Genomic DNA, 23833 nt, shown 5'->3' on the forward strand with positions numbered 1-23833 from the left:
ATGGATTTAAAATTACAAGTAGAGTTGTTTAAATCAGCTTTAGATATAACTATTTCAGGCTCAAAAAGTGAATCAAACCGTTTGTTGATTTTACAACAATTATATCCAAATTTACTGATTAAAAACCTGTCGGATTCTGATGATACGCATCATTTGCAAGAAGCATTATCATCTAAAAATATGATTGCTGATATAGGTCATGCAGGAACGGCGATGCGTTTTTTAACAGCCTTTTTTGCAACGCAAGAAGGAGTTACAAAAGTATTACAAGGTTCTGAACGTATGCACAATCGCCCAATTGAAATTTTAGTTGATGCCTTACGTGATTTAGGTGCTGAAATTGAATATGTTGAGAAAGAAGGATATCCACCATTAAAAATTACTGGTAAGAAGTTAACAAAGAACAAAGTTTCAATTAACGGAAATGTAAGCAGTCAATATATTTCAGCATTGATGCTAATAGCTCCAAGTTTGCAAAAAGGACTAGAAATTGAGTTAGTAGGTAAAATTACTTCAGTTCCTTACATCAATATGACTTTGCAGTTGTTACATCAACTAGAAATTGAAGCTAATTTTAGTAGGCAAACCATAAAAATTGAACCAAAATCAGTTGTAAAAGAACAAGCAATTGTAGTAGAGTCTGATTGGAGTTCGGCGTCTTATTTCTATTCGATTATAGCATTGAGTAAAGTAGGTTCTTCGGTAAAATTATCAGCTTATAAAAAAGATAGTTTACAAGGAGATAGTTGTCTGGCAGAAATCTACCAACATTTTGGGGTCAGTACTAATTTTGAAGAAAATTCTATCACATTGACTAAGGAAAAAGAGCATGATTCAATTGCATTGGTAGAAAATTTAAAGAATGCACCAGATATTGCTCAAACCATAGCAGTTACTTGCTTCGGATTAGGAATTGCTTGTGATTTATCAGGGCTTCATACTTTAAAAATAAAAGAAACAGATCGTTTAGAAGCTTTACGCGAGGAGTTAACAAAGTTAGGAGCAGATATTTCGGTAACCAATGAGAGTTTACATTTGAAAGCATCTTCATTAATAAAAGAAAATATTCAGATAGTAACCTATAACGATCATCGTATGGCAATGGCGTTTGCCCCTTTAGCTTTAAAAGTTCCTATTGAAATTTTAGATGCAGAAGTGGTAACAAAATCGTATCGTAACTTTTGGAATGACATGACAAGTATAGGAATACAAAGTATTGTTATAAAATAAAATAGCAATCACTTGACAACCCCTATATTGAAATTGTATATTTGCCACCGTTAAGAAAACTTTACAAATGAAATTATCAAATTTTGATTTTAACTTGCCTAAAGAATTATTGGCAGAGTATCCTTCAGAGCACAGAGATGAAGCACGTTTAATGGTATTACACCGTGACACACAAAAGATTGAGCATAAATTATTTAGAGATTTAATCGATTATTTTGACGAGGGCGATGTAATGATGTTAAACAATACGAAAGTATTTCCTGCTCGTATGTATGGAAATAAAGAAAAGACAGGAGCTCGTATTGAAGTATTTTTATTACGTGAATTAAATGCTGAAAATCGTTTGTGGGATGTATTAGTAGATCCAGCAAGAAAGATAAGAATAGGAAATAAATTATTCTTTGGAGATGATGATAGCTTAGTAGCAGAAGTAATTGACAATACAACTTCTCGTGGTAGAACATTACGTTTCTTATTTGATGGGTCTTATGAAGAATTTAGACAAAAATTAATCGATTTAGGAGAAACTCCGTTACCGAAATATATCAAGCGTGAGGTAGAGCCAGAAGATGAAGAGCGTTACCAAACTATTTTTGCAAAATATGAAGGAGCCGTAGCTGCACCAACAGCAGGTTTACACTTCTCTAAGCATTTAATGAAGCGCTTAGAAATAAAAGGAGTTGATTTTGCAGAGACTACGTTACACGTTGGATTAGGAACATTCAATCCTGTTGAAGTTGAAGATTTATCTAAGCACAAAATGGATTCAGAGCAAATCATTATTCCTCAAGCAAGCGCAGATATAGTAAACAGAGCTATTGAAGCTAAAAAAAGAGTGTGTGCAGTAGGTACTACTGTAATGAGAACTGTTGAGTCTTCTGTGTCTTCTAGCAAGCAGTTAAATGCTTATGAAGGGTGGACAAACAAGTTCATTTTCCCTCCATACGATTTTAGTATTGCTAACTGTATGGTAACGAATTTCCATACGCCAAAATCAACCTTATTAATGATGGTTTCTGCATTTGCAGGGCATGATTTTATGATGGAGGCTTACCATGAAGCAATCAAAGAAAAATATAAATTTTACTCGTACGGAGATGCGATGTTAATTTTATAAGATAGTTTATATAATCATTTGCAAAACCTCACAAGTTACTTGTGAGGTTTTGCGTATTTTTGTACCTGATGACAGTGAAGAAAAAAGACATACGCGCGTTAACCAAAGAACAACTTCGTGATTTTTTTGTTGAAAATGGTGATAAAGCCTTTCGAGGAAATCAGGTATATGAATGGTTGTGGCATAAAGCGGCGCATTCGTTTGATGATATGACAAGTTTATCAAAAGTAACACGCCAAATGTTGGATGATAACTTTGTGATAAACCATATTGAAGTTGATACCATGCAACGAAGTAATGATGGTACTATAAAAAATGCGATAAAGTTACACGATGGGTTGATTGTAGAGTCAGTTTTAATTCCAACAGAGACTAGAACAACAGCTTGTGTGTCGAGTCAAGTAGGATGTAGTTTAGATTGTAAATTTTGTGCGACAGCACGCTTGAAACGTATGCGTAATTTAAATGCAGATGAAATATACGATCAAGTAGTTGCTATTGATAAGCAAAGTAGGTTATACCATAATCATAAATTATCAAACATTGTGTTTATGGGGATGGGAGAGCCTTTGATGAACTATAATAATGTAATCAAGGCGATAGATAAAATTACCTCACCAGAAGGTTTAGGAATGGCGGCGCGCAGAATTACGGTGTCAACCTCTGGAGTTCCAAAAATGATTAAAAAAATGGCAGATGATGAGGTGCGTTTCAATTTAGCCGTTTCGTTACATTCAGCTATTGAAGAAGTTCGAACATCTATTATGCCTTTTAATGCTACTTTCCCGCTAAAAGATTTACGTGAAGCATTGGAGTATTGGTATGAAAAAACCCAACGAAAAGTGACTTACGAATATGTCGTATGGAACGGAATTAACGATCGTAAAGAAGACATCAATGCGTTAGTTGAATTCTGTAAATACATTCCATGTAAGGTGAATTTAATTGAATATAACCCCATTGATGATGGTGAGTTTCAACAAGCTTCAGAAAGAGCCATTAATAATTATATTTCTAACTTAGAAATGCACGATATAGTGGTAAATGTACGTCGTTCTCGTGGTAAAGATATTGATGCTGCTTGCGGACAATTAGCAAATAAGAGTTAATGACTTTCTCTTTTTAAGATAGCTTTTTGAACAACAGAAATAGGATATCCGTACACAAACGGAATTTCTTTGGTTCCTTTACCTGTTGTTGTTTTGTTTTTGGTAGCTGTAAACAAAATCTCGAAATCTAATTGATTCTTAGAAAAAGCTAGGCGAGAGCTAAGGAAGTTGTCTTGTACTTCGAAAAAACTATACAATGTTTTATTGGCTAGTTTAGAAGGAAGAATAATTCCATTGTTTTCATCAACTTCATATATTCCTTTTTCTAAGTCTTTAACGATTAATGTGTAATTTCTTGGTTGACCATTATACGATAATATATAATTGAAACGATGTATACTATCTGTTTTTGTTAAGTGAAATTCCATTGGGATTTCCTTTGTGCTCTTACTAGTGGAAATAACTAATGTACCTTTATAAACTCCTAAAAAATCATTTGGAAAAGAGGTGTTTTTTTCTTGAGCAACACTGGTGAAAATTAGTAAGAAAAGACTACAGAATAAGAAAAAGTTTTTCATCTAAATAATTGTTTTTTTCAAAGATACCAAATCCTAATATATTTCTTATTTTTGATTCCTAGATGAAGCCAGTAGAGCAAATAAAACTTCCGATTGCTAAAGAAATGGAACTCTTTGAAACTAAGTTCAAAGATTCGATGTTATCTAAGGTTCCGTTATTAAACCGAATTACTTATTATATTGTCCGTAGAAAAGGAAAGCAAATGCGACCAATGTTTGTGTTTTTGGTAGCAAAAATGGTTTCTAACGGGGGGTTTGACGAGCGTACTTATCGTGGAGCCTCTGTAGTAGAGCTGATTCATACAGCAACGTTGGTGCATGATGATGTAGTTGATGATAGCAACCGTCGTCGTGGTTTTTTCTCAATCAATGCCCTTTGGAAAAACAAAATTGCCGTATTGGTAGGTGATTTTTTATTGTCAAAAGGTTTGTTACTTTCGATAGATAATGAAGATTTTGATTTGTTAAAACTCATATCTATCGCGGTTAGAGAAATGAGTGAAGGGGAGTTGTTGCAGATTGAAAAAGCGCGCAAACTAGATATTACTGAAGAAGTATATTTTGAAATTATTCGCCAAAAAACAGCGACATTAATAGCGGCTTGTTGTGGGATTGGAGCAGCGTCAGTAGGTGCGAATAATGAAACCGTACAGCAAATGCGTAAGTTTGGAGAATACATTGGTATTGCATTCCAAATTAAAGATGATTTATTCGATTATACCGAAGAAAAAATAGGGAAGCCAACAGGAATAGACATCAAAGAACAAAAGATGACTCTTCCGTTAATTTATACCTTGAATAATTGTTCTAAAGAAGAAAAATCTTGGCTGATTAACTCTGTAAAAAAACACAACACTAACAAGAAGCGTGTAAAGGAAGTAATAGCTTTTGTAAAGCAAAAAGGTGGATTGGAATATACTACAGCCAAAATGCACGATTACAAAAACAAAGCCTTGGCTATTTTAGATAATTACCCAGATTCAGAGTATAAAAAATCATTACTTCAAATGATTGATTATGTTGTAGAACGTAAGATTTAAAAGAAATTATATATAAACAAAAACCTCGAGAATTTCTCGAGGTTTTTTTATAATATTTTGGTGTCGAGCTTCTCGACTACATCATTCCTGGCATTCCACCACCCATTGGAGGCATTCCACCTGGATTATCTTCTTTAATATCAACTAAAGCACACTCCGTAGTTAAAATCATACCAGCAACTGAAGCGGCATTTTCTAAAGCTACACGAGTTACCTTCTTAGGATCAATAATACCAGCCTCTAGCATATCTACGTATGTTTCAGACTTCGCATCGTAACCAAAGTTTTGATTACCCTCTAAAACCTTGTTGATTACTACAGAACCTTCTCCACCAGCATTTTCAACAATTGTACGTAACGGAGCTTCAATTGCTCTGTTTACGATTTGGATACCTGTAGTTTCATCTAAATTTTCAGTAGTGATAGTTTCTAATACTTTTTTAGCACGTACTAAAGCAACACCACCTCCAGCAACAATACCTTCTTCTACAGCAGCACGAGTAGCATGTAAAGCGTCATCTACACGGTCTTTCTTCTCTTTCATTTCTACTTCAGAAGCAGCACCTACATATAATACAGCAACTCCACCAGCTAACTTAGCTAAACGCTCTTGTAATTTCTCACGGTCGTAATCAGAAGTAGTCGTTTCAATTTGTGCTTTAATTTGGTTTACACGAGCTTTAATTTGTGCTTCGTCACCAGAACCATTCACAATTGTAGTGTTATCTTTATCAATAGTAACTGTTTCAGCAGTTCCTAATAATTCTAAAGTTGCATTTTCTAAAGAGAAACCTCTTTCTTCAGAAATTACAGTACCACCAGTTAAAATTGCGATGTCTTCTAACATTGCTTTTCTACGATCTCCAAATCCAGGAGCTTTAACTGCAGCAATTTTTAAACCACCACGTAATTTGTTAACTACTAAAGTAGCTAATGCTTGTCCATCAACATCTTCAGCAACAATTAATAAAGGTCTTCCTGATTGTGCTACTGGTTCTAAAATAGGTAAGATTTCTTGTAAGTTAGAAATCTTTTTATCGAATAATAAAATGTATGGATTCTCTAAATCAGCAATCATTTTATCAGCATCTGTTACGAAGTATGGAGATAAGTATCCACGATCGAACTGCATTCCTTCAACAACATCTACATAAGTATCTGTTCCTTTTGCTTCTTCAACAGTAATAACTCCTTCTTTTCCAACTTTATCAAAAGCTTCAGCAATTAAATTACCGATAACTAAATCGTTGTTAGAAGAAATTGAAGCCACTTGTTTGATTTTTTCTGAAGAATCACCAACTTCTTTTGCTTGTTTAGCTAAATCGTCAGTAATAGCAGCAACAGCCTTGTCAATACCACGTTTTAAATCCATTGGATTTGCTCCTGCAGCAACGTTTTTTAATCCTTCTTTAACAATAGCTTGAGCTAATACAGTAGCAGTAGTAGTACCATCACCAGCTAAGTCGTTAGTTTTAGAAGCTACTTCTTTTACCATTTGAGCTCCCATGTTTTCTAGCTCGTCTTCTAATTCTACCTCTTTAGCTACAGAAACTCCATCTTTTGTTACGTGAGGAGCTCCGAATGATTTAGAAATAATTACGTTACGTCCTTTAGGTCCTAAAGTTACTTTTACTGCATTTGCTAATGCGTCTACTCCACGTTTTAATCCATCGCGAGCGTCTATATCAAATTTTATATCTTTTGCCATGTTTGTTTTAGTTTTTTTAGCCTTTAGCTTACAGCTGTTGGCTGAGTTTTAATTTTTTTTGATTTGTGGCTAATAGCAAAAAGCTAAAAGCAAAGAAATTGTTAGATGATAGCGAAAATGTCGCTCTCTCTCATGATTAAATAATCTTTTCCTTCCAATTTAAGTTCAGTACCAGCGTACTTTCCGTATAAAACAGTATCGCCAACTTTTACAGTTAAAGGCTCTTCTTTAGTACCGTTACCTACGGCAACGATAGTTCCTTTTTGTGGCTTTTCCTTTGCGTTGTCAGGGATAATGATTCCTGATGCTGTAGTAGTTTCTGCTGCAGCTGGTTCAACAAGAACTCTGTCTGCTAAAGGTTTAATGTTTAATCCCATTTTATATTTTTTGATTGATATTAAATTAAAATTTACTGGTTAGTTTTTGTCAGAAATTATGCCATTAGATTTTTGCTGACAATTTTTCTAACAAGGCAAACTTACATATAAAAAAAATGCCAACGTGTCATTTACGTTGGCATTCTATATTCTATTTTATATAAACTACTGTGCGCTATCTTTAGCAGTATCAGTGGCTGCTGGAGTAGCAGGAGTAGTTGTAGTTTCAACATTGTTTAATGTGTTGTCTAATTGAGGTGCATCAGCCGCATTACCTCTTGGAATAGCAAAGTTAGCTAATAAAATTAAAGCAAACATAGTAATAGCTAATGTCCAAGTAGTTCTGTCTAAAAAACTGTTTGTATTTTGTACACCTCCAATATTTTGAGCACCACCGCCTCCAAATGATGAAGATAATCCTCCACCTTTAGGATTTTGAACCATTACAATTAAGATTAATGCTATTGCAACAATCAATATTAAAACTAAAAGTAAAGTATACGTTGTCATTTATTTATTGTTTTGTAAAATTTGTATTCTTTTAATCTGGTCTGCAAATAAACCACTTTTTTCTGGATATTTCAAACTTAATATTTTATATGCTTGAATAGCACTGTCATATTTCTTTTGCTCTAGATAAACTTTGGCTAAAGTCTCAGTAGCTAACTGATTACTTTGTTGGTTTTCGGCTACTTTAATGTCTGGAGCAGATGTTTTATTTGGGCGTGATATTTTGGGAGCGGTTTCTATAAAACGATCAATAATTGCTTCGTGTTCAGACTTTATTGAAGGTTCTTCTTTAGGAAGATCGCTCTCGGCTCTAACAATTACTTTTTTGGAAGATAATTGTAACCATTGATTGAATGAAAACGTTTCGTTTTGGGTAAATGAAAGTGGTTTTCCAATAGCTAAATCTTCTTCAATAGTTTTAACTTCTGTTACTTTTTTCTTCAGGAGAATTTTGTCTTTTAAACTTGTTTTTTCCTCTTTTGGAGGACTCTCTTTAAAAGCTTCCGAGGTAATAAAGTCAAATAAAACTGTTCTGTCTGTTGTATAAGATGCTGTAACTTTTAGTTCATTGTTATACTTGTAGCTTTCTTGATTTTTTAAAATTTTTAAGCGTAAAGCCCTCGCAGATTGAAAATAAGGATATTGTTGGATAATAGCCATCAGCTCCGAATTGTGTTCTATTGAAATCAATTCAGGTTTTTCTAATAACTGTATGTATTTATTTGTATCCAACGTTACCACTTAGCTACCGAGGCGTTAAAAATATCTTGTGTAATTCTTTCTAAAATTTCGTCTAAAGCAGTCTCTAAAACAGAACCTGTTAGTTGTTGATTAGCTCCATAATCGTAATAAAAAGAAAAACGTTTTTCAAAATTATCTTTCTCTTCAAGGGCATTTACAAAATTTACATTTACAGAAATTGTCAATCTGTTTTGTGCAGCAGTTTGTTGTGCTGTTGCACTCATTGGGGTAATTCGATAATCAACAATTTCACCCGAAAAATGTAAATCACCACCAGTATTTACTAATGTTAAATTAGTTTGTCGAGTAAATAAATCTTGTAAATCTTGTGTAAATTTTTGACTTAAGGTAGGTTCTACTATAGGAGCTTGATTCGGGAAGAAGTCAACTTGAATAGTTTTAGCATTTCCTGTGTTACCTCCTGTAAAAGAGTAAGCACCGCAGCCAATAATGGTAGTTAAGCCAATAAATAATGATACTATATAAAGAGTTTTTTTCATTTAGATTTGAATGAGTTGTAAAAATAAACAAAGAGAATTATAAATCATATTGTTTAATTTTTCGGTATAAAGTTCTTTCAGAAATTCCTAGTTCTTTAGCGGCTAGTTTTCGTTTTCCGTTATTCTTTTCAAGTGATTTTCGTATCATTTCAATTTCTTTGTCTTGTAATGATAAGCTTTCATCTTCTTCAATAGTTTCAGCATAATCATAATCATCTTGAGGTGGTGAAGCTTTTGGAATTTGAACTACTTCAACATTTGAAACTTCTGGTAAATCTTGATCTTGGTAAATGCGCTCAATTAATCGATGATTATCTTCTTGAACTTGTTCAGAATTGCCACTTTGCATCAAATCAAGAGTTAACTTTTTTAAGTCGTTAATATCGTTTCGCATATCGAATAAGATTTTGTACATAATATCTCGTTCGTTTGCAAAATCTGATTGACTACTTGATTTCCCTCCGATAACAGCAGGTAAATTACTACGGTTTTTAGGTAAATATTGTAATAGTTTTTCAGGTGTAATTAACCTGTTTTCTTCAACTATTGATATTTGTTCAGCAATGTTTTTTAATTGGCGAATGTTACCTGGATAGCTATAATTCAATAAGATTTTTACAGCGTTTTCGTCTAGTCGAATGGTTGGCATTCTATATTTCTGAGCGAAATCAGCAGCAAATTTTCTGAATAATAGATGAATGTCTTCTCCACGATCTCTTAAGGAAGGCAAAGGAATTTCTATGGTACTCAAACGGTAATACAAGTCTTCACGAAACTTTTCTTTAGCAATTGCCTCATGCATATTTACATTAGTTGCAGCTACAATACGTACGTTTGTTTTTTGTACTTGTGAAGAACCTACTTTAATAAACTCACCATTTTCTAATACACGTAATAAACGTACTTGAGTAGTTAGGGGTAATTCGCCCACTTCGTCTAAAAAAATGGTTCCGCCATCTGCTACTTCAAAATATCCTTTTCGGGTTTGTGTGGCACCAGTAAAAGCACCTTTTTCATGCCCGAATAATTCACTATCAATGGTTCCTTCAGGAATGGCACCACAGTTTACCGCAATATATTTTGCATGTTTTCTGTGTGATAATTGATGAATAATTCTTGGGATATTTTCTTTTCCAACACCACTTTCTCCAGTAACAAGTACTGAAATATCGGTAGGAGCAACACGAATCGCTTTCTCAATAGCGCGATTTAAGTGTATATCGTTACCAATAATACCGAAGCGTTGTTTTATAGCTTGTAGGTTTTCCATTTATTTTTTGAATCAAGATTTTTAGAGTCAAGAATCTAGAAAATGTATCCTGATTTTGACTCTTATATGTCTAAATTAATTATTGTCAGAATATCCAACTGGGGTACCTAGTAAAGTGGTACTTGTACAGCCGTCAATACGAACATTTACAAAATCACCCATTTTATAATTTTCTTTAGGGAAAACTACCACGGTATTTTGTGTATTACGACCTTTCCATTCGTTAGGATTCTTTTTTGATGTTCCTTCAATTAATACTTCTTGAACTTGGCCAACATGCTCTTTAGATCTGTATAAGCTATGTTCTTGTTGTAAATCTATGATTTCTTGTAAGCGACGTTTTTTAATATCTAAAGGAACATCATCTTCCATTTTTTTAGCTGCAAGCGTTCCTGGTCTTTCAGAGTATGCGAACATAAATCCGAAACTATATTTTACATGACGCATCAAATCTAAGGTGTCTTGATGGTCTTGCTCTGTTTCTCCACAGAAACCAGAAATCATATCCTGACTTAATGCCATTTCAGGGATAATTTTGTAAATATTATCAACCAACTCCATATATTCTTCACGAGTATGTTGACGGTTCATAGCTTTTAACATTGCGTTACTTCCACTTTGAACAGGCAAGTGGATGTATTTACAAATATTTTTGTGTTTTGCCATTACATGAATTACATCTAATGTCATATCCTGTGGATTCGAAGTAGAAAAACGGAAACGCATTTTAGGGAACTCAGTAGCGCACATATCTAACAATTGAGCGAAATCTACTGCAGAAGCCTGTGCTAATTCAGAAGCTTTTTTGAAATCTTTTTTCAATCCACCACCATACCATAAATAGGAATCAACATTTTGACCTAACAAAGTAATTTCCTTGAAGTTTTTTTCTTGCATACTACGGATTTCTTCAATGATACTCTTTGGATCACGACTACGCTCACGACCACGAGTAAATGGAACTACACAGAATGTACACATATTGTCACAACCACGAGTAATAGATACAAAGGCAGAAACTCCGTTTGAGTTTAAACGTACAGGAGAAACATCAGCATAGGTTTCCTCTTTTGATAAGATTACGTTTACAGCATCACGTCCAGCATCAACCTCTTCGATTAGATTTGGTAAATCACGGTAAGCATCTGGTCCTACGACTAAATCAACAATTTTTTCTTCCTCTAAAAATTTCTCTTTTAATCGCTCTGCCATACAACCTAGTACACCAACTTTCATAGTTGGATTCACTTTTTTAACAGCGTTGTATTTTTGCAGTCTGTTACGAACTGTTGTTTCTGCTTTTTCACGAATAGAGCAGGTGTTTACCAATACTAAATCAGCATCTTCTAAATTTTGAGTGGTGTTAAAACCTTGTTCTGCTAAAATTGACGCCACAATTTCGCTATCGTTCATATTCATTTGACAACCATAGCTTTCTATAAAAAGCTTTTTGTTGTTACCTTCTTTGTGTTCTGTAACAAGGGCTTTTCCTTGTTTTTTCTCATCAATTATTTTTTCTACGTGTTCCATAAATCCTAAAATCGTGCTAAATAGGGTGCAAATATACAACCAAAAAGTGTGATTTGTGACAAATTGACATGGATAGTTTTATATAATAAAAGGTAAAGTTTTGCTAAAAAGTAACCATTAAAAAAAAACTATATACTTTTGCAAACTGAAGTATGCCTATATTATAAGGTATAAAGTGATAATGAGATAAAGACGTATGGCAAAAAATTTAGTAATAGTTGAGTCACCTGCTAAGGCAAAAACAATAGAAAAGTTTTTAGGGAAAGATTTTCAGGTTGAATCGAGCTTTGGGCACATAGCAGATTTACCTTCTAAAGAATTAGGGGTGAATGTTGAAGGAGATTTTAAACCAAAATATATAGTTTCTACCGATAAAAAGGCGGTAGTAAAAAAACTAAAAGATTTAGCAAAGAAAGCAGAAACAGTGTGGTTAGCTTCCGATGAGGATCGTGAGGGAGAAGCTATTGCGTGGCACTTAGCAGAGCAATTAAAACTAAAGGAAGAAAATACCAAACGTATTGTTTTTAACTCAATTACAAAACAAGCAATTTTAAAAGCTATTGAAAATCCACGTACCATTAACTATAACTTAGTAGATGCGCAACAAGCGCGACGTGTATTAGATAGAATTGTAGGTTATGAACTATCTCCGGTATTATGGAGAAAAGTAAAACCAGGTTTATCAGCAGGTAGAGTGCAGTCAGTAGCAGTTCGTTTAATTGTAGAGCGCGAACGTGAAATTGAAAATTTTGAAACAGAAGCTTCTTACAGAGTAGATGCAGAATTTATAAATGCCGAAGGAAAAAAGTTTAAAGCTAAGTTGGCTAAGAATTTTTCAACGAAAGAGGAAGCAGAAAAATTCTTAAACTCTTGTACTGATGCTGCGTTTTCTGTAGCTGATTTACAACAAAAACCAGCTAAAAAATCACCGGCTCCACCATTTACAACTTCAACATTGCAACAGGAGGCATCTAGAAAATTAGGTTTTCCTGTAGCAAAAACAATGATGATTGCGCAACGTTTATATGAGGCGGGATTGATAACCTATATGAGAACTGATAGTGTTAATTTATCTGATGACGCTATAAATGCAGCACAGGAAGAAATTACAGCTTCTTATGGAAAGGAGTATAGTAAGCCACGTAATTTTTCTACTAAAACAAAAGGAGCACAAGAGGCACACGAGGCAATTCGTCCTACAGATATGAAACGTCACGAGGTTTCTGTAGATTACGATCAAGATAGGTTATATAGCTTGATTTGGAAACGTACTCTAGCTTCACAAATGAGTGAAGCACAATTAGAGCGTACAGTTGTAAAAATTGACAATACTAAGAACAAGAAGCAGTTTACAGCTAATGGAGAGGTAATTACTTTTGAAGGTTTCTTAAAAGTGTATTTAGAAGGAACCGATAATGAAGATGAAGAACAAGCGGGAATGTTGCCTAAAATGGAAGTAAATGAATCGTTGATAAACGAATTGATTACTGCAACAGAACGTTATACACGTCCGCCAGCAAGATATACCGAAGCGGCTTTGGTAAAACAATTAGAGGAGTTAGGTATTGGTCGTCCTTCTACTTATGCACCAACAATTTCAACGATTCAAAGAAGAGAATATGTTGAGAAAGGAACTGTCGAAGGAAAAGAAAGAAACTATACACAGTTAAGTTTAGCGAATCAAATAGTATCAGAGCAAGTTTTAACTGAACGCGTAGGTTCTGATAAAGGGAAATTAGTACCGACAGATATAGGGAATATCGTAAACGATTTCTTAGTGGCTAATTTCGAAACAATTTTAGATTACGGTTTCACAGCTAAAGTAGAAAACGAGTTTGACGATATCGCAGAAGGAAAAGAAGATTGGACTGCAATGATTAAAGATTTCTACAAAAACTTTCATGTTGTAGTAGAAGATGTTGCTGAGAATGCCGAAAGAGCGAAAGGAGAACGTTTGTTAGGAGTTGATCCTGAGAGCGGGAAAAATGTATATGTGCGTTTAGGACGTTATGGAGCAATGGTTCAGATAGGAGAGGCAACCGATGAAGAAAAACCACGTTTTGCAAGTTTACAAGGAGAACAAACCATGAATTCTATTACTTATGAAGAGGCAATGGATTTGTTCAAGTTGCCGAAAGTTTTAGGTAACTATGAAGGTAGTGAAGTTGAAGTAGCTAATGGTCGTTTTGGGCCTTATATTAAGTTTGATGGAAAGTATGTGTCTTTAGATAAAGACGAAAATCCTATGTCAGTTGATATGGATAGAGCTATCGAATTAATTGAAGCTAAACGCAAAGCTGATGCTCCTGTTGGAGAATATGAAGGAATGCCTATTCAAAAAGGAGTTGGACGTTTTGGACCTTTTATTAAATGGAATTCTATTTTTATCAACGTAAATAAAAAGTATGATTTTGACAATTTAACTCAGTCAGATTTAGAAGAGTTAATAGAAGATAAAAAGAAGAAAGAGCGTGAAAAATTAATTCATAATTTTGAAGAAGTAGGTATTCGAGTAGAGAAGGCGCGCTGGGGTCGTTTCAATGTAATTAAAGGGAAAATAAAAGTTGAACTCCCAAAAACTACAGAGATAGAGAAATTTACTCAAGAGGAGGCTGTTAAGCTAATTGAAGCTAAAACACCTAAAAAGAAAACTGTTAAAAAGAAAGCGACCAAAAAAAAATAAAGAAGCTTTGATAAAAAAAATAGTTTAGTATATTGCGGCTCTCAAAATTCCCCTAATGATGAACATTGATTTCTTTACCCCCATTGAAGAATCTGTAGTTGCGCATGCGATATTACAGTCTTCTTCTGTGCTAGGTAAAAAAGTTCAACTTCATACTGTTCAAAATGGTTTTCCAGATTTAGCAGGGATTTCTATAGCTATTTTAGGAGTAAAAGATGATAGAGGAGCTGTAGATAATCATGGGTGTGGAAAAGATTTACACGAAATCCGTAAACATTTATATCAATTATTTCCGGGGAATTGGCATGTGCCAATAGCAGATTTAGGAAATATTGAAAGAGGGAGTACCTTAGAGGACACCTATTTTGCAGTTAAGTCATCCGTAGAATTTTTACTAAAAAAAAATATCCTACCTATTATAATAGGTGGAGGTCAAGATATTACTTATGCTAATTATAGAGCATACGATAATTTAGAACAAACCGTTAATTTAGTAACGGTCGATAGCCGATTTGATTTAGGTTCGTTAGAAGAAGAGTTAACGTCTAAATCGTATGTGAGCAGGATAGTGATGGAAGAACCTAATAACCTGTTTAATTTTAGTAATATAGGGTATCAAACCTATTTCAACTCACAAGAAGAAATAGAATTGTTAGACAAGTTGTATTTTGATGCTTACAGGTTAGGTGAGGTAAAAGACATTACTTTGGTAGAACCAATAATGCGTGATGCAGATATTGTTAGTATAGATTTAGGAAGTATTCGCCAAAGTGAAGCTCCAGCAAATAAAAATGCATCACCAAATGGTTTTTATGGAGAAGAAATTTGTGCAATAGCACGTTATGCAGGAATTAGCGATAAGGTTACTTCATTTGGAATATATGAATACAATAATAAGTATGATTCAAATGGACAAACGGCAAGTTTAATAGCACAAATGATTTGGTATTTTATTGAAGGAGTTAATTCAAGAGCCAAAGATTACCCATTTGTAACCAAAGAAAATTACCAAAAATTCACAGTTCTTTTAAGTGATGATGACCCTATAAACTTTTATAAAAGTGATAAAAGTGGTCGTTGGTGGATGGAAATAAATTTAATATCAAATAATAAACACAAAAGACATGCGTTAATACCTTGTAACTATCGAGATTATGAGCAAGCGTTACAACAAAAAACACCAGAAAGATGGTATAAAGCTTTGCAAAAGCTTGTTTAGCAAAGAGTTATGTTTAAACGTTTAAAAATAATAGATCGTGATTGTTTTTTAATGAAAAAAATAATAGGTTTACGCCTCTTTTATAAGAAAAGATATAGTATGAAAAAAATAGCAGCATTTGCATTGTTAGTATCTGTTATCTACTCGTGTGGTTCGAGTGGAGATAGAGGAGAATTAGTTGGAGCAAAATCTAAAAGAAAATGGTTTGCTGAAAAACCATATGGAATGGTTAAAATACCAGGAGGGTCGTTTACTATGGGTAAGCAAGATGAAGATCCTTTAGGAGCTATGAATGCGCCAACTAAAACTGTTACTGTTCAGCCTTTTTATATGGATGAGACAGAAATAACAAATAGTGAATACAAAGCGTTTGTACATTGGGTAAGAGATTCGATAACTAGAACAAAGTTGGCATATCAAGCTGAATTTGCTTCAGCAGGAGGAGATTCAGATAATTCAGGAAAGAATGCTAAAGGGATTCAATTGTATGCATTTGCTTCAAAAGATACGGTAAATGAAACAGCATATGAAAGATATATGCGTGAAAACTACTATGAATTAGGAGAAGGCTTGGATTCTTTAAAACCATTAAATTGGAAAGAAGAAATAGTGTGGAATTCACAAGAATATCCAGATGCAGATTATGTAGAGGTAATGGACTCTTTATATATAAAAAAGGATGAAGCATTAAACGGTATCAGAACATTTAACCCTAAGTTGTTAAATTATAGATATTATTGGTTCGATAATGAAGCTGCGGCTAGAACAGGAAAGAATAGAAAAGATTTCTTGAAAGATGAGGTAATCAATATTTATCCAGATACCACAGTTTGGATTAAAGATTTTAATTACTCATATAACGATCCAATGCATCAAGAATATTTTGCGCATAAAGCATATGAAAATTATCCAGTTGTAGGTGTAACTTGGAATCAAGCAAAAGCTTTTTGTCACTGGAGAACTCAAACAAAAAATAGCTACCAACGTTCAAGAAGAAAGTTAGGTTTAGTACCTGCGTTTAGACTACCAACAGAGGCTGAGTGGGAATATGCAGCTCGTGGAGGACTTGACTATGGGAAGTACCCTTGGGGTGGACCAAGTACAACAAGTGATAGAGGTTGTTTCTTAGCAAACTTTAAACCAGTGCGTGGAGATTATGCAGCGGATGGAGCTTTGTATACAGTGGAAGCAATGTCATATAACCCGAATGAGTATGGATTATTCAATATGGCAGGTAACGTTTCTGAATGGACAAATACAGCATATAACCAAATGTCTTATTACATGGGGTCTACAATGAACCCGAATGTTGAGATCAAAGAAAATAGAAGAAAAATTATACGTGGAGGATCTTGGAAAGATGTAGCTTATTTCTTAGAAGTGAGTTCTCGTGACTGGGAATATGCTGATACTGCTAGAAGTTACATCGGGTTTAGAACAGTACAAGATTACTTAGGTGTAAACAAAAGCAACTAAAATTTAGAGTATAAACAAGAATAAATATTAATCCCCAAAAATTAAAAATTATGGCACAATCAAAATCAACTAAGAAATTATTTAACATGGCTTATGGTTTAGGAGCTTCTGTGGTAATCCTTGGAGCACTATTCAAGATCTTACACTGGCCATTAGGTAATGAAATGTTAATTATAGGTATGATAACAGAAGCATTAGTATTCGCGTTATCTGCTTTCGAAGCGGTTGAAGAAGATTTAGATTGGACTAAAGTGTATCCAGAATTAGCTGACGGACAATCAACAGGGAAAAAAGCTAAAGAAGCAACTCCAGCTGAAGCTCAAAGTTTATTATCTCAAAAATTAGATAATATTTTAAGTGAAGCTAAATTAGATGCTCAATTAGTATCTCGTTTAGGAGATAGCATCAAAAATTTCCAAGGAGCAGTAGAGCCTTTAGCATCAGCTTCTCAATCAATTTCTGCAACAAATAGTTACAATGAGCAAATGTCTAGAGCAGCAGCTCAAATGGAGTCATTAAACAGCTTATATCAAACGCAAGTTGAAAATGCTAGTAAGCAAGCTGATTTAAACTCTGCAATGGTAGAAAATTCTCAACGTTTACAAGAGCAAATGCAGTCTTTAGCAACAAACTTATCTTCATTAAACGGAGTATATGGTGGAATGTTATCTGCAATGTCTAACAAGAACTAATTAATTAGTTTATCTAATTTATTAACAAAATAAACTGATTAATATGGCAGGAGGAAAACTATCACCAAGGCAGAAGATGATTAACCTGATGTACTTAGTATTTATTGCAATGTTAGCAATGAATATGAGTAAAGAAGTGTTATCTGCCTTCGGATTAATGAATGAAAAATTAACTGAAGCTAATACAAAAGCAACTGAAAAAAACACACTAGCTTACAAAACCTTAGCTGATAAAGCAGCTGAGCAAGCTATGCAGTACGGTAAAGCGAAAGAAAAGACCGATAAGTTAAAAGTTGCTGCAGATGAGTTATATGCTTACGTAGGAGATTTAAAATCACAAATGACAGGTGATTTAAAAGATCAAAAAGCATACGAAACAATGGATAAGTCTAAATTTTTAGACGAGTTATTCTTTAAAGGAGGAGTAATTACTCCAGCAGGTAAGGAATTCCTTTCTAAGATTGACGGATTCAGAAATGAGGCAGTATCTCTTTTAGAAGGAACAGAAGTAGCAGATGTAGTAAAAGCTCGTTTTAGTACGGATAAGGTTACTGATAAAGAAGGAAGAAAAGTAGAATGGTTAAAGTATCACTACGAAGGATTCCCTTTAATTGCATCTTTAACTAAGTTTACACAGATTCAAGCAGATATTAAAGCAACTGAATCAGATGCATTGTCAGCTTTATTACAAGGAGAATTACAAAGTGCTGTTTCTATGACAAAGTATGAGGCGATGGTTGTTTTCGACAAAAGCGCATACTATCCAGGAGAAAACTTATCAGGAAAAATCGTTTTAGGTAAGAAAGATCCAAACTTAACTGCAGAGAAAGTAATTGTTAATGGTGAAGAAATTGACAAGGAGAAAATTCAAGCAGGACAAGTAATTTTAGATGGACCAGCTGGTAATGTTGGAGATAAAGAATTAAAGGGTGAGTTCCAATTCAAAGAAGGAGATTCTATCGTTAAGATTGATATCAAAGGAGCGTATGCTGTAATTCCTAGACCAAATGAAGCATTAGTTTCAGCAGATAAAATGAATGTTGTATATCGTGGTTTAGCTAACCCTTTAACTATATCTATTCCAGGTGTGCCAAGTAATAAAATAAGCGCATCAGCAGCAGGTTTAAAAAGAGTTAGTGGAGATAAATATACAATGTATCCAGGTAAAGGAAGCGAAGTAAATATTTCTGTAACTGGAACACCAGCAGGATCGGATAGACCTGTTCGTTCTGTAAAGAAATTTAGAATTAAAGACATACCACCAGCGGTAGGTATGGTAAGAGGTCAATACGGTACAGTAAAAATGCCTAAGGCAAGTTTAAGTAATGTTAGTGTTGCTGCTGGTTTACCAGATTTCTTATTCGATTTAAAATTAAATGTATCTAGCTTTAAAATTAAAGTACCAGGACAGGTAGCTATCCCAGTTAATGGAACTAGATTAAACGCTAGAGCAAAACAAGCATTAACTAAAGCTAGAAGAAATGATGTTATTACTATTTTTGATATCAAGGCATCAGTTTCTGGCTCTAATTATAGCATAAAAAAGGTGTTACCTGTTGCTATAGAAATTACAAATTAATAAGTAAAAACAAGAAAGTATGAATTGGAAGCGTTTTTATATGGTTTTATTCGCATTTGCAGCAACAAGTTATGTAAATGCACAGGCTAACCTTTTAAATGCTAAAAAGGTAGATGAAATTGGATTTAAATCTGAAGCTCAAATAGCTTCAGAAGATGACAAACCACTTCCTTACGGTTACATTAGCGATAGAGATGTGTTATGGTCTAAAGTGGTGTGGGAATATGTAGATTTAAATCAAAAAATAAATCTTCCTTATTATTTCCCAATTGATACTACGAATGCTGGGTTAACTAGACGTTCTTTATTTGATACTTTGTTAAAAGGTATTAAGAATGGTGAAATTAAAGAAGTATATAACGATTCTTATTTCACTACTAAAATAGGAATAGAGCAGATCGAAATGATGACTAAAAATGAACGTCAGAATGGAGATTATATTGATACTTATACAGTTCAATCAGCAGATATTAAAGGATATCTTTTAAAAGGATTGTGGTATTTTGATAAGCGTCAAGGTGAGTTAAAGTATCGTTTATTGGCATTGGCTCCTATGGGACCAGATGTACAAGTTATGGGAGTTGAAGAGATTGATGATAAAGAAAATGTATATGAGTTATTTTGGGTATTTTTCCCAGATTCAAGAGAAACTTTACACAAATCAAAGGTTTTCAATCCAGAGAATTCAGCACAACCATTGTCTTATGACAACTTGTTAAACGCAAGACGTTTCAACTCTACAATTCTTAAAGAAGAGAACATTTATGGAGATAGAGCTATCTCAGACTATATCCGTGGAAACTCTTTATTCCAATTATTAGAAGCGAATAGAATTAAAGAAGGCATTCGTGACAAAGAGATGGATATGTGGAATTACTAAAATTCCCTTTTCAATACAAACAAAAAAGAGCTTGCATTGCAAGCTCTTTTTTATTGTAATATAGTACTTTTGAAGTATGAATAAAGAGGTCGATTATATTATTGTAGGTTTAGGCTTATCAGGTATTGCTTTTGCAGAGCAATTGGTAGAAAACAATAAGAGTTTTGTGGTTTTTGAGAATGCCTCTCAGGTATCTTCTGTGGTAGCAGGTGGGGTATATAACCCTGTAATTTTAAAACGTTTTACACCTGTGTGGAACGGGCATGAGCAGCTACAAAAAGCATTGCCTTTTTATCATCGATTGGAAGAGAAGTTGAATCTAACTTTAGATTATAGTTTTACTACCAAAAAGGTGTTTACCAGTATAGGTGATGAAAACAATTGGTTTATATCATCAGACAAACCGATGTTGACTCATTATATGAACCCAAGAGTTCAAAAAGAGAGAATTGAAGGTGTTATTGGTGATTTTGGTTTTGGAGAGTTGACTGGAACAGGTAGAATTGATACTCCTTTGTTAGTCACCGCTTATAAAGAATATATAAAATCACATGGAAATCTTGTAGAAACCGCTTTTGACTATGAGAAATTAGCTCTTGATAATGATAGTGTTCAGTATGATAATATTAGGGCAAAGCGAGTAGTGTTTAGCGAAGGTTTTGGGTTGAAGAAAAATCCATTTTTTAATTATCTACCATTAAATGGAACTAAAGGAGAAACTATCACAATACATGCACCAGAATTACAAATCAATTTTTTATTAAAAGGAAGTGTTTTTGTTATGCCTTTGGGTAATGATAGTTATAAGGTAGGAGCGACATTTAATTGGACAGATAAAACTTCTATACCTACAGAAGAAGGAAAAAGAGAATTAGAAGAGAAACTACAAAAACTAATTTCTGTCCCGTATACAGTTATTGAACAGTCAGCAGGGATTAGACCCACGGTAAAAGATAGAAGGCCTTTGGTAGGAATACATCCAGAATATTCGCAATTAGCCGTTCTAAACGGTTTAGGAACTCGAGGAGTTATGGTTGCGCCAACAGTTGCCGAAAACTTGTTTAATTACCTTGAAAAAGGCGAAAAATTAGATAGTGAGATTGATATTAAAAGATTTGGATAATACGAATGTGAAAATACATGTATGTATACAAAAATAGCTTCCTAATTATAGGAAGCTATTTTGTTTTGAAATTATTATATTTTATAAACTACTTTTCAGCTTGTAATTTTTTAGCATCTTTATCATAACTCACAAAAAAGTTAATCCAAATTATTCTTGAAAGACGTAGGGTTATCGGAGTAAAAAGTAATGAGACTACTATTATTGCTATAAAACTTTGTAGTATAGATAAGCCAATAAACATTTTAGCAATAATAAAAACAGCTACAAAAAGAGCTACAGCAATGGCATAGTTAACATACATCGCACCAAAGAAAAATGAAGGTTCCATCATATACTTCAAATTACATTTCGGGCAATTTTCGTGTAATTCGGTCACTTTTTTTGGATTGAAATTGAGTTTATATTTAAAAAAGTCACCTTCATGACAACGTGGACATTTACTATTGAAAATACTGTATAATTTACTTCCTTTTCCGAACATATCTTATGGGGATTAATACGATTAACTATTTGCTTTTTGTAAGTTTGCACAAATTTCAACAAAAATAAAACAGTATTTTGTAACAGTAGTTATAAAAGCTTAATAAATCATAAAAAATTTTATGTTAAACGTACATAATTTATCAGTTTCTTTTATGGGAACGGATTTGTTTTCTGGTATCACTTTTAAATTAATAAAAGGAGACAGAATCGGATTGATTGGAAAAAATGGAGCAGGAAAATCTACCTTATTAAAAGTTTTAGCTAAAGATATAGAGAGCAGTGCAGGTACGATGGCTTTTGATAAAGATGTGCGCATAGGGTTTTTACGTCAGGATATCGATTTTGAACAAGGAAGAACCATTTTAGAAGAAGCGTATCAAGCATTTACAGAGATTAAAGAAATTGAATTAGAATTAGATGAAATAAATCAGCAATTAGCTGAAAGAACTGATTATGAAAGTGAAGCCTACCATCAATTAATGGTAGATTTGAATGAGAAGACAGAGCGCTACGAATTGTTAGGAGGATACAACTACCAAGGAGAAACTGAAAAGATTTTACAAGGTCTAGGGTTTCAACGAGAAGATTTTGATAAGTTGACAGATACTTTTTCAGGAGGTTGGCGTATGCGTATCGAACTCGCAAAGCTCCTTCTTCAGAATAATGATATTTTATTACTGGATGAGCCTACCAACCACTTAGATATTGAGTCTATTATCTGGTTAGAAAACTTCTTAAAAAGTTATGCAGGTGCTATCGTATTGGTATCGCATGATAAGATGTTCTTAGATAACGTAACCAACCGTACCATAGAAATTTCTTTAGGTCAGATTTACGATTATAAAAAACCGTATTCTGAGTTCTTAAAACTACGAGCAGAGATTAAAGAAAAGCAGTTACAAACGCAAAAAAATCAGCAAAAGGAAATAGAACATACAGAAAAGCTGATAGAGAAGTTCCGTGCGAAAGCGAGTAAAGCTACTATGGCCCAATCGCTGATTAAAAAATTAGAAAAAGTAGAGCGCATTGAAGTTGATCAAGATGATAATGCAGTAATGAATGTTCGTTTTGAAATTTCAAAAGAGCCAGGAAAAATTATTGTAGAAGCCGAAAACTTAACCAAGAGTTACGGAGATAAAGAAGTATTGAAAGATGTCGATTTATTGATTGAACGCAATAGTAGAATTGCTTTTGTAGGGCAAAACGGACAAGGTAAATCTACCTTAGCGAAGATGATGGTGGGTGAAATTCCGTTTGAAGGAAGCTTAAAACTCGGACACAATGTAGAGATAGGGTATTTTGCTCAGAATCAATCTGAAGAATTACCACCAGAGAAAACAGTGCTAGAGATTATGGAAGATGCTGCTACCGATAGTAATAGGATGCGTGTACGAGATATGTTAGGTTCGTTTTTGTTTGGTGGAGAAGCGGTAGATAAAAAAGCAAAAGTATTATCAGGAGGGGAGCGAAACCGTTTAGCGTTATGTAAGCTATTATTATCACCTTTTAACGTGTTGATAATGGATGAGCCTACCAACCACTTAGACATAGCTTCTAAAAATGTACTGAAAAGAGCCTTACAAAACTTTGATGGAACCTTAATCGTAGTATCTCACGACCGTGATTTCTTACAAGGATTAACCACTACGGTTTACGGATTTAAAGACCGAGTAATAAAAGAATATTTAGGAGATATCGATTATTTCTTAGAGCAACAAAAAATGGAAAGTTTACGTGATGCAGAAAAAAGAACAGTAGTTAAAGAAGAAAAAGATACTTCTAAAAAAGAAGCCTATCAATTATCGAAAGAGCAAGAAAAAGAGCTGAAAAAGCTAAAAAATAAGCTCAATAAAATTGAAAATCAAATAGCGAATTTGGAAGCCGAAATAGAACAAATAGATTTAGAGTTAGCTCAGAATTACGACGAAGTATCTTCTCGTCCTAACTTCTTTGAAAACTACAAAGCTAAAAAAGCGAAAGTAGATGAATTAATGGAAGAATGGGAGCAAGTAGAGGAACAGGTGGCTAGCTTTTAGTAGTTTTTA

Annotated in this window: 21 protein-coding genes; 12 read left to right on the forward strand and 9 right to left on the reverse strand. The window is 33.8% G+C overall.

Translation table 11 applies throughout. The features are described 5' to 3' along the window. The 3 genes from ACQY6M_RS08395 to rlmN all read left to right on the forward strand — a co-directional run bounded on the left by ACQY6M_RS08395 (position 1) and on the right by rlmN (position 3456). Positions 1 to 1230 (forward strand): 3-phosphoshikimate 1-carboxyvinyltransferase, encoded by a 1230-nt coding sequence (locus tag ACQY6M_RS08395; protein ID WP_428740700.1) that lies wholly within the window; start codon positions 1 to 3, stop codon positions 1228 to 1230. Between the two features lie 67 nt (positions 1231 to 1297). Further along, complete coding sequence (gene queA, locus ACQY6M_RS08400) at positions 1298 to 2347, forward strand: tRNA preQ1(34) S-adenosylmethionine ribosyltransferase-isomerase QueA (protein WP_428740701.1); 1050 nt, start codon at positions 1298 to 1300, stop codon at positions 2345 to 2347. Positions 2348 to 2415: 68 nt separating this feature from the next. Beyond that, a complete protein-coding gene (gene rlmN, locus ACQY6M_RS08405; RefSeq protein WP_428740702.1) occupies positions 2416 to 3456 on the forward strand; it encodes a 23S rRNA (adenine(2503)-C(2))-methyltransferase RlmN in 1041 nt (346 codons plus the stop codon). On the opposite strand, the gene ACQY6M_RS08410 is transcribed toward rlmN, so the two are convergent. Beyond that, positions 3453 to 3974: a hypothetical protein gene (locus ACQY6M_RS08410; RefSeq protein WP_428740703.1), complete on the reverse strand. Its 522-nt coding sequence runs from the start codon at positions 3972 to 3974 to the stop codon at positions 3453 to 3455. The genes rlmN and ACQY6M_RS08410 overlap by 4 nt on opposite strands. A 62-nt stretch (positions 3975 to 4036) precedes the next feature. On the opposite strand from ACQY6M_RS08410, the gene ACQY6M_RS08415 reads away from it, so the two are divergent. Next, positions 4037 to 5014, forward strand: coding sequence for a polyprenyl synthetase family protein (locus tag ACQY6M_RS08415; protein ID WP_428740704.1), 978 nt, complete (start codon positions 4037 to 4039; stop codon positions 5012 to 5014). A 76-nt stretch (positions 5015 to 5090) separates the two neighbouring features. Here the strand turns inward: ACQY6M_RS08415 and groL are convergent, their stop codons facing one another. The 7 genes from groL to miaB form a co-directional block, all read right to left on the reverse strand. After that, entirely contained in the window at positions 5091 to 6722 is a 1632-nt protein-coding gene (groL, locus tag ACQY6M_RS08420; RefSeq protein ID WP_428740705.1) for a chaperonin GroEL, read from the reverse strand. 101 nt (positions 6723 to 6823) lie between these two features. Beyond that, entirely contained in the window at positions 6824 to 7099 is a 276-nt protein-coding gene (locus tag ACQY6M_RS08425; RefSeq protein WP_299035733.1) for a co-chaperone GroES, read from the reverse strand. 165 nt (positions 7100 to 7264) lie between these two features. Beyond that, a complete protein-coding gene (gene secG / locus ACQY6M_RS08430; protein WP_428740706.1) occupies positions 7265 to 7609 on the reverse strand; it encodes a preprotein translocase subunit SecG in 345 nt (114 codons plus the stop codon). Beyond that, on the reverse strand, positions 7610 to 8350 hold the full coding sequence (locus ACQY6M_RS08435; protein ID WP_428740707.1) for a hypothetical protein: 741 nt from the start codon (positions 8348 to 8350) through the stop codon (positions 7610 to 7612). Beyond that, complete coding sequence (locus tag ACQY6M_RS08440; protein ID WP_428740708.1) at positions 8344 to 8850, reverse strand: LptE family protein; 507 nt, start codon at positions 8848 to 8850, stop codon at positions 8344 to 8346. The genes ACQY6M_RS08435 and ACQY6M_RS08440 overlap by 7 nt, the downstream gene beginning before the upstream one ends. A 37-nt stretch (positions 8851 to 8887) precedes the next feature. Further along, on the reverse strand, positions 8888 to 10120 hold the full coding sequence (locus tag ACQY6M_RS08445) for a sigma-54 interaction domain-containing protein (protein ID WP_428740709.1): 1233 nt from the start codon (positions 10118 to 10120) through the stop codon (positions 8888 to 8890). A 75-nt stretch (positions 10121 to 10195) separates the two neighbouring features. After that, complete coding sequence (gene miaB / locus ACQY6M_RS08450; protein WP_428740710.1) at positions 10196 to 11650, reverse strand: tRNA (N6-isopentenyl adenosine(37)-C2)-methylthiotransferase MiaB; 1455 nt, start codon at positions 11648 to 11650, stop codon at positions 10196 to 10198. 196 nt (positions 11651 to 11846) lie between these two features. Between miaB and topA the strand changes: the two genes are divergently transcribed. The 7 genes from topA (at position 11847) to ACQY6M_RS08485 (ending at position 21302) form a co-directional block, all read left to right on the forward strand. Next, on the forward strand, positions 11847 to 14333 hold the full coding sequence (topA, locus tag ACQY6M_RS08455) for a type I DNA topoisomerase (RefSeq protein WP_428740711.1): 2487 nt from the start codon (positions 11847 to 11849) through the stop codon (positions 14331 to 14333). Between the two features lie 58 nt (positions 14334 to 14391). Further along, positions 14392 to 15552 carry a formimidoylglutamase gene (locus ACQY6M_RS08460; protein ID WP_428740902.1) on the forward strand — a complete coding sequence of 387 codons (1161 nt, stop codon included), beginning with the start codon at positions 14392 to 14394 and terminating at the stop codon, positions 15550 to 15552. 99 nt (positions 15553 to 15651) lie between these two features. Next, positions 15652 to 17028, forward strand: coding sequence for a gliding motility lipoprotein GldK (gldK, locus tag ACQY6M_RS08465; RefSeq protein ID WP_428740712.1), 1377 nt, complete (start codon positions 15652 to 15654; stop codon positions 17026 to 17028). A 50-nt stretch (positions 17029 to 17078) separates the two neighbouring features. Further along, positions 17079 to 17720, forward strand: coding sequence for a gliding motility protein GldL (gene gldL / locus ACQY6M_RS08470; RefSeq protein ID WP_428740713.1), 642 nt, complete (start codon positions 17079 to 17081; stop codon positions 17718 to 17720). Positions 17721 to 17763: 43 nt separating this feature from the next. Further along, entirely contained in the window at positions 17764 to 19299 is a 1536-nt protein-coding gene (gldM, locus tag ACQY6M_RS08475; RefSeq protein WP_428740714.1) for a gliding motility protein GldM, read from the forward strand. A gap of 19 nt (positions 19300 to 19318) precedes the next feature. Then, positions 19319 to 20179, forward strand: coding sequence for a gliding motility protein GldN (gene gldN / locus ACQY6M_RS08480; RefSeq protein WP_428740715.1), 861 nt, complete (start codon positions 19319 to 19321; stop codon positions 20177 to 20179). A gap of 76 nt (positions 20180 to 20255) precedes the next feature. Beyond that, positions 20256 to 21302 (forward strand): NAD(P)/FAD-dependent oxidoreductase, encoded by a 1047-nt coding sequence (locus ACQY6M_RS08485; RefSeq protein ID WP_428740716.1) that lies wholly within the window; start codon positions 20256 to 20258, stop codon positions 21300 to 21302. Between the two features lie 88 nt (positions 21303 to 21390). On the opposite strand, the gene ACQY6M_RS08490 is transcribed toward ACQY6M_RS08485, so the two are convergent. After that, the gene (locus tag ACQY6M_RS08490; protein WP_428740717.1) at positions 21391 to 21786 is read right to left on the reverse strand and encodes a DUF983 domain-containing protein; all 396 of its coding nucleotides are present in this window, start codon (positions 21784 to 21786) and stop codon (positions 21391 to 21393) included. A 121-nt stretch (positions 21787 to 21907) separates the two neighbouring features. Here ACQY6M_RS08490 and ACQY6M_RS08495 point away from each other — a divergent pair, with 121 nt between their 5' ends. Continuing rightward, the gene (locus tag ACQY6M_RS08495; protein WP_428740718.1) at positions 21908 to 23824 is read left to right on the forward strand and encodes an ABC-F family ATP-binding cassette domain-containing protein; all 1917 of its coding nucleotides are present in this window, start codon (positions 21908 to 21910) and stop codon (positions 23822 to 23824) included. The last annotated feature ends 9 nt before the right edge of the window (positions 23825 to 23833 follow it).

The sequence above is a fragment of the Tenacibaculum sp. genome (assembly GCF_050290165.1).
In the GTDB taxonomy this organism is placed as follows: Bacteria; Bacteroidota; Bacteroidia; order Flavobacteriales; family Flavobacteriaceae; genus Polaribacter.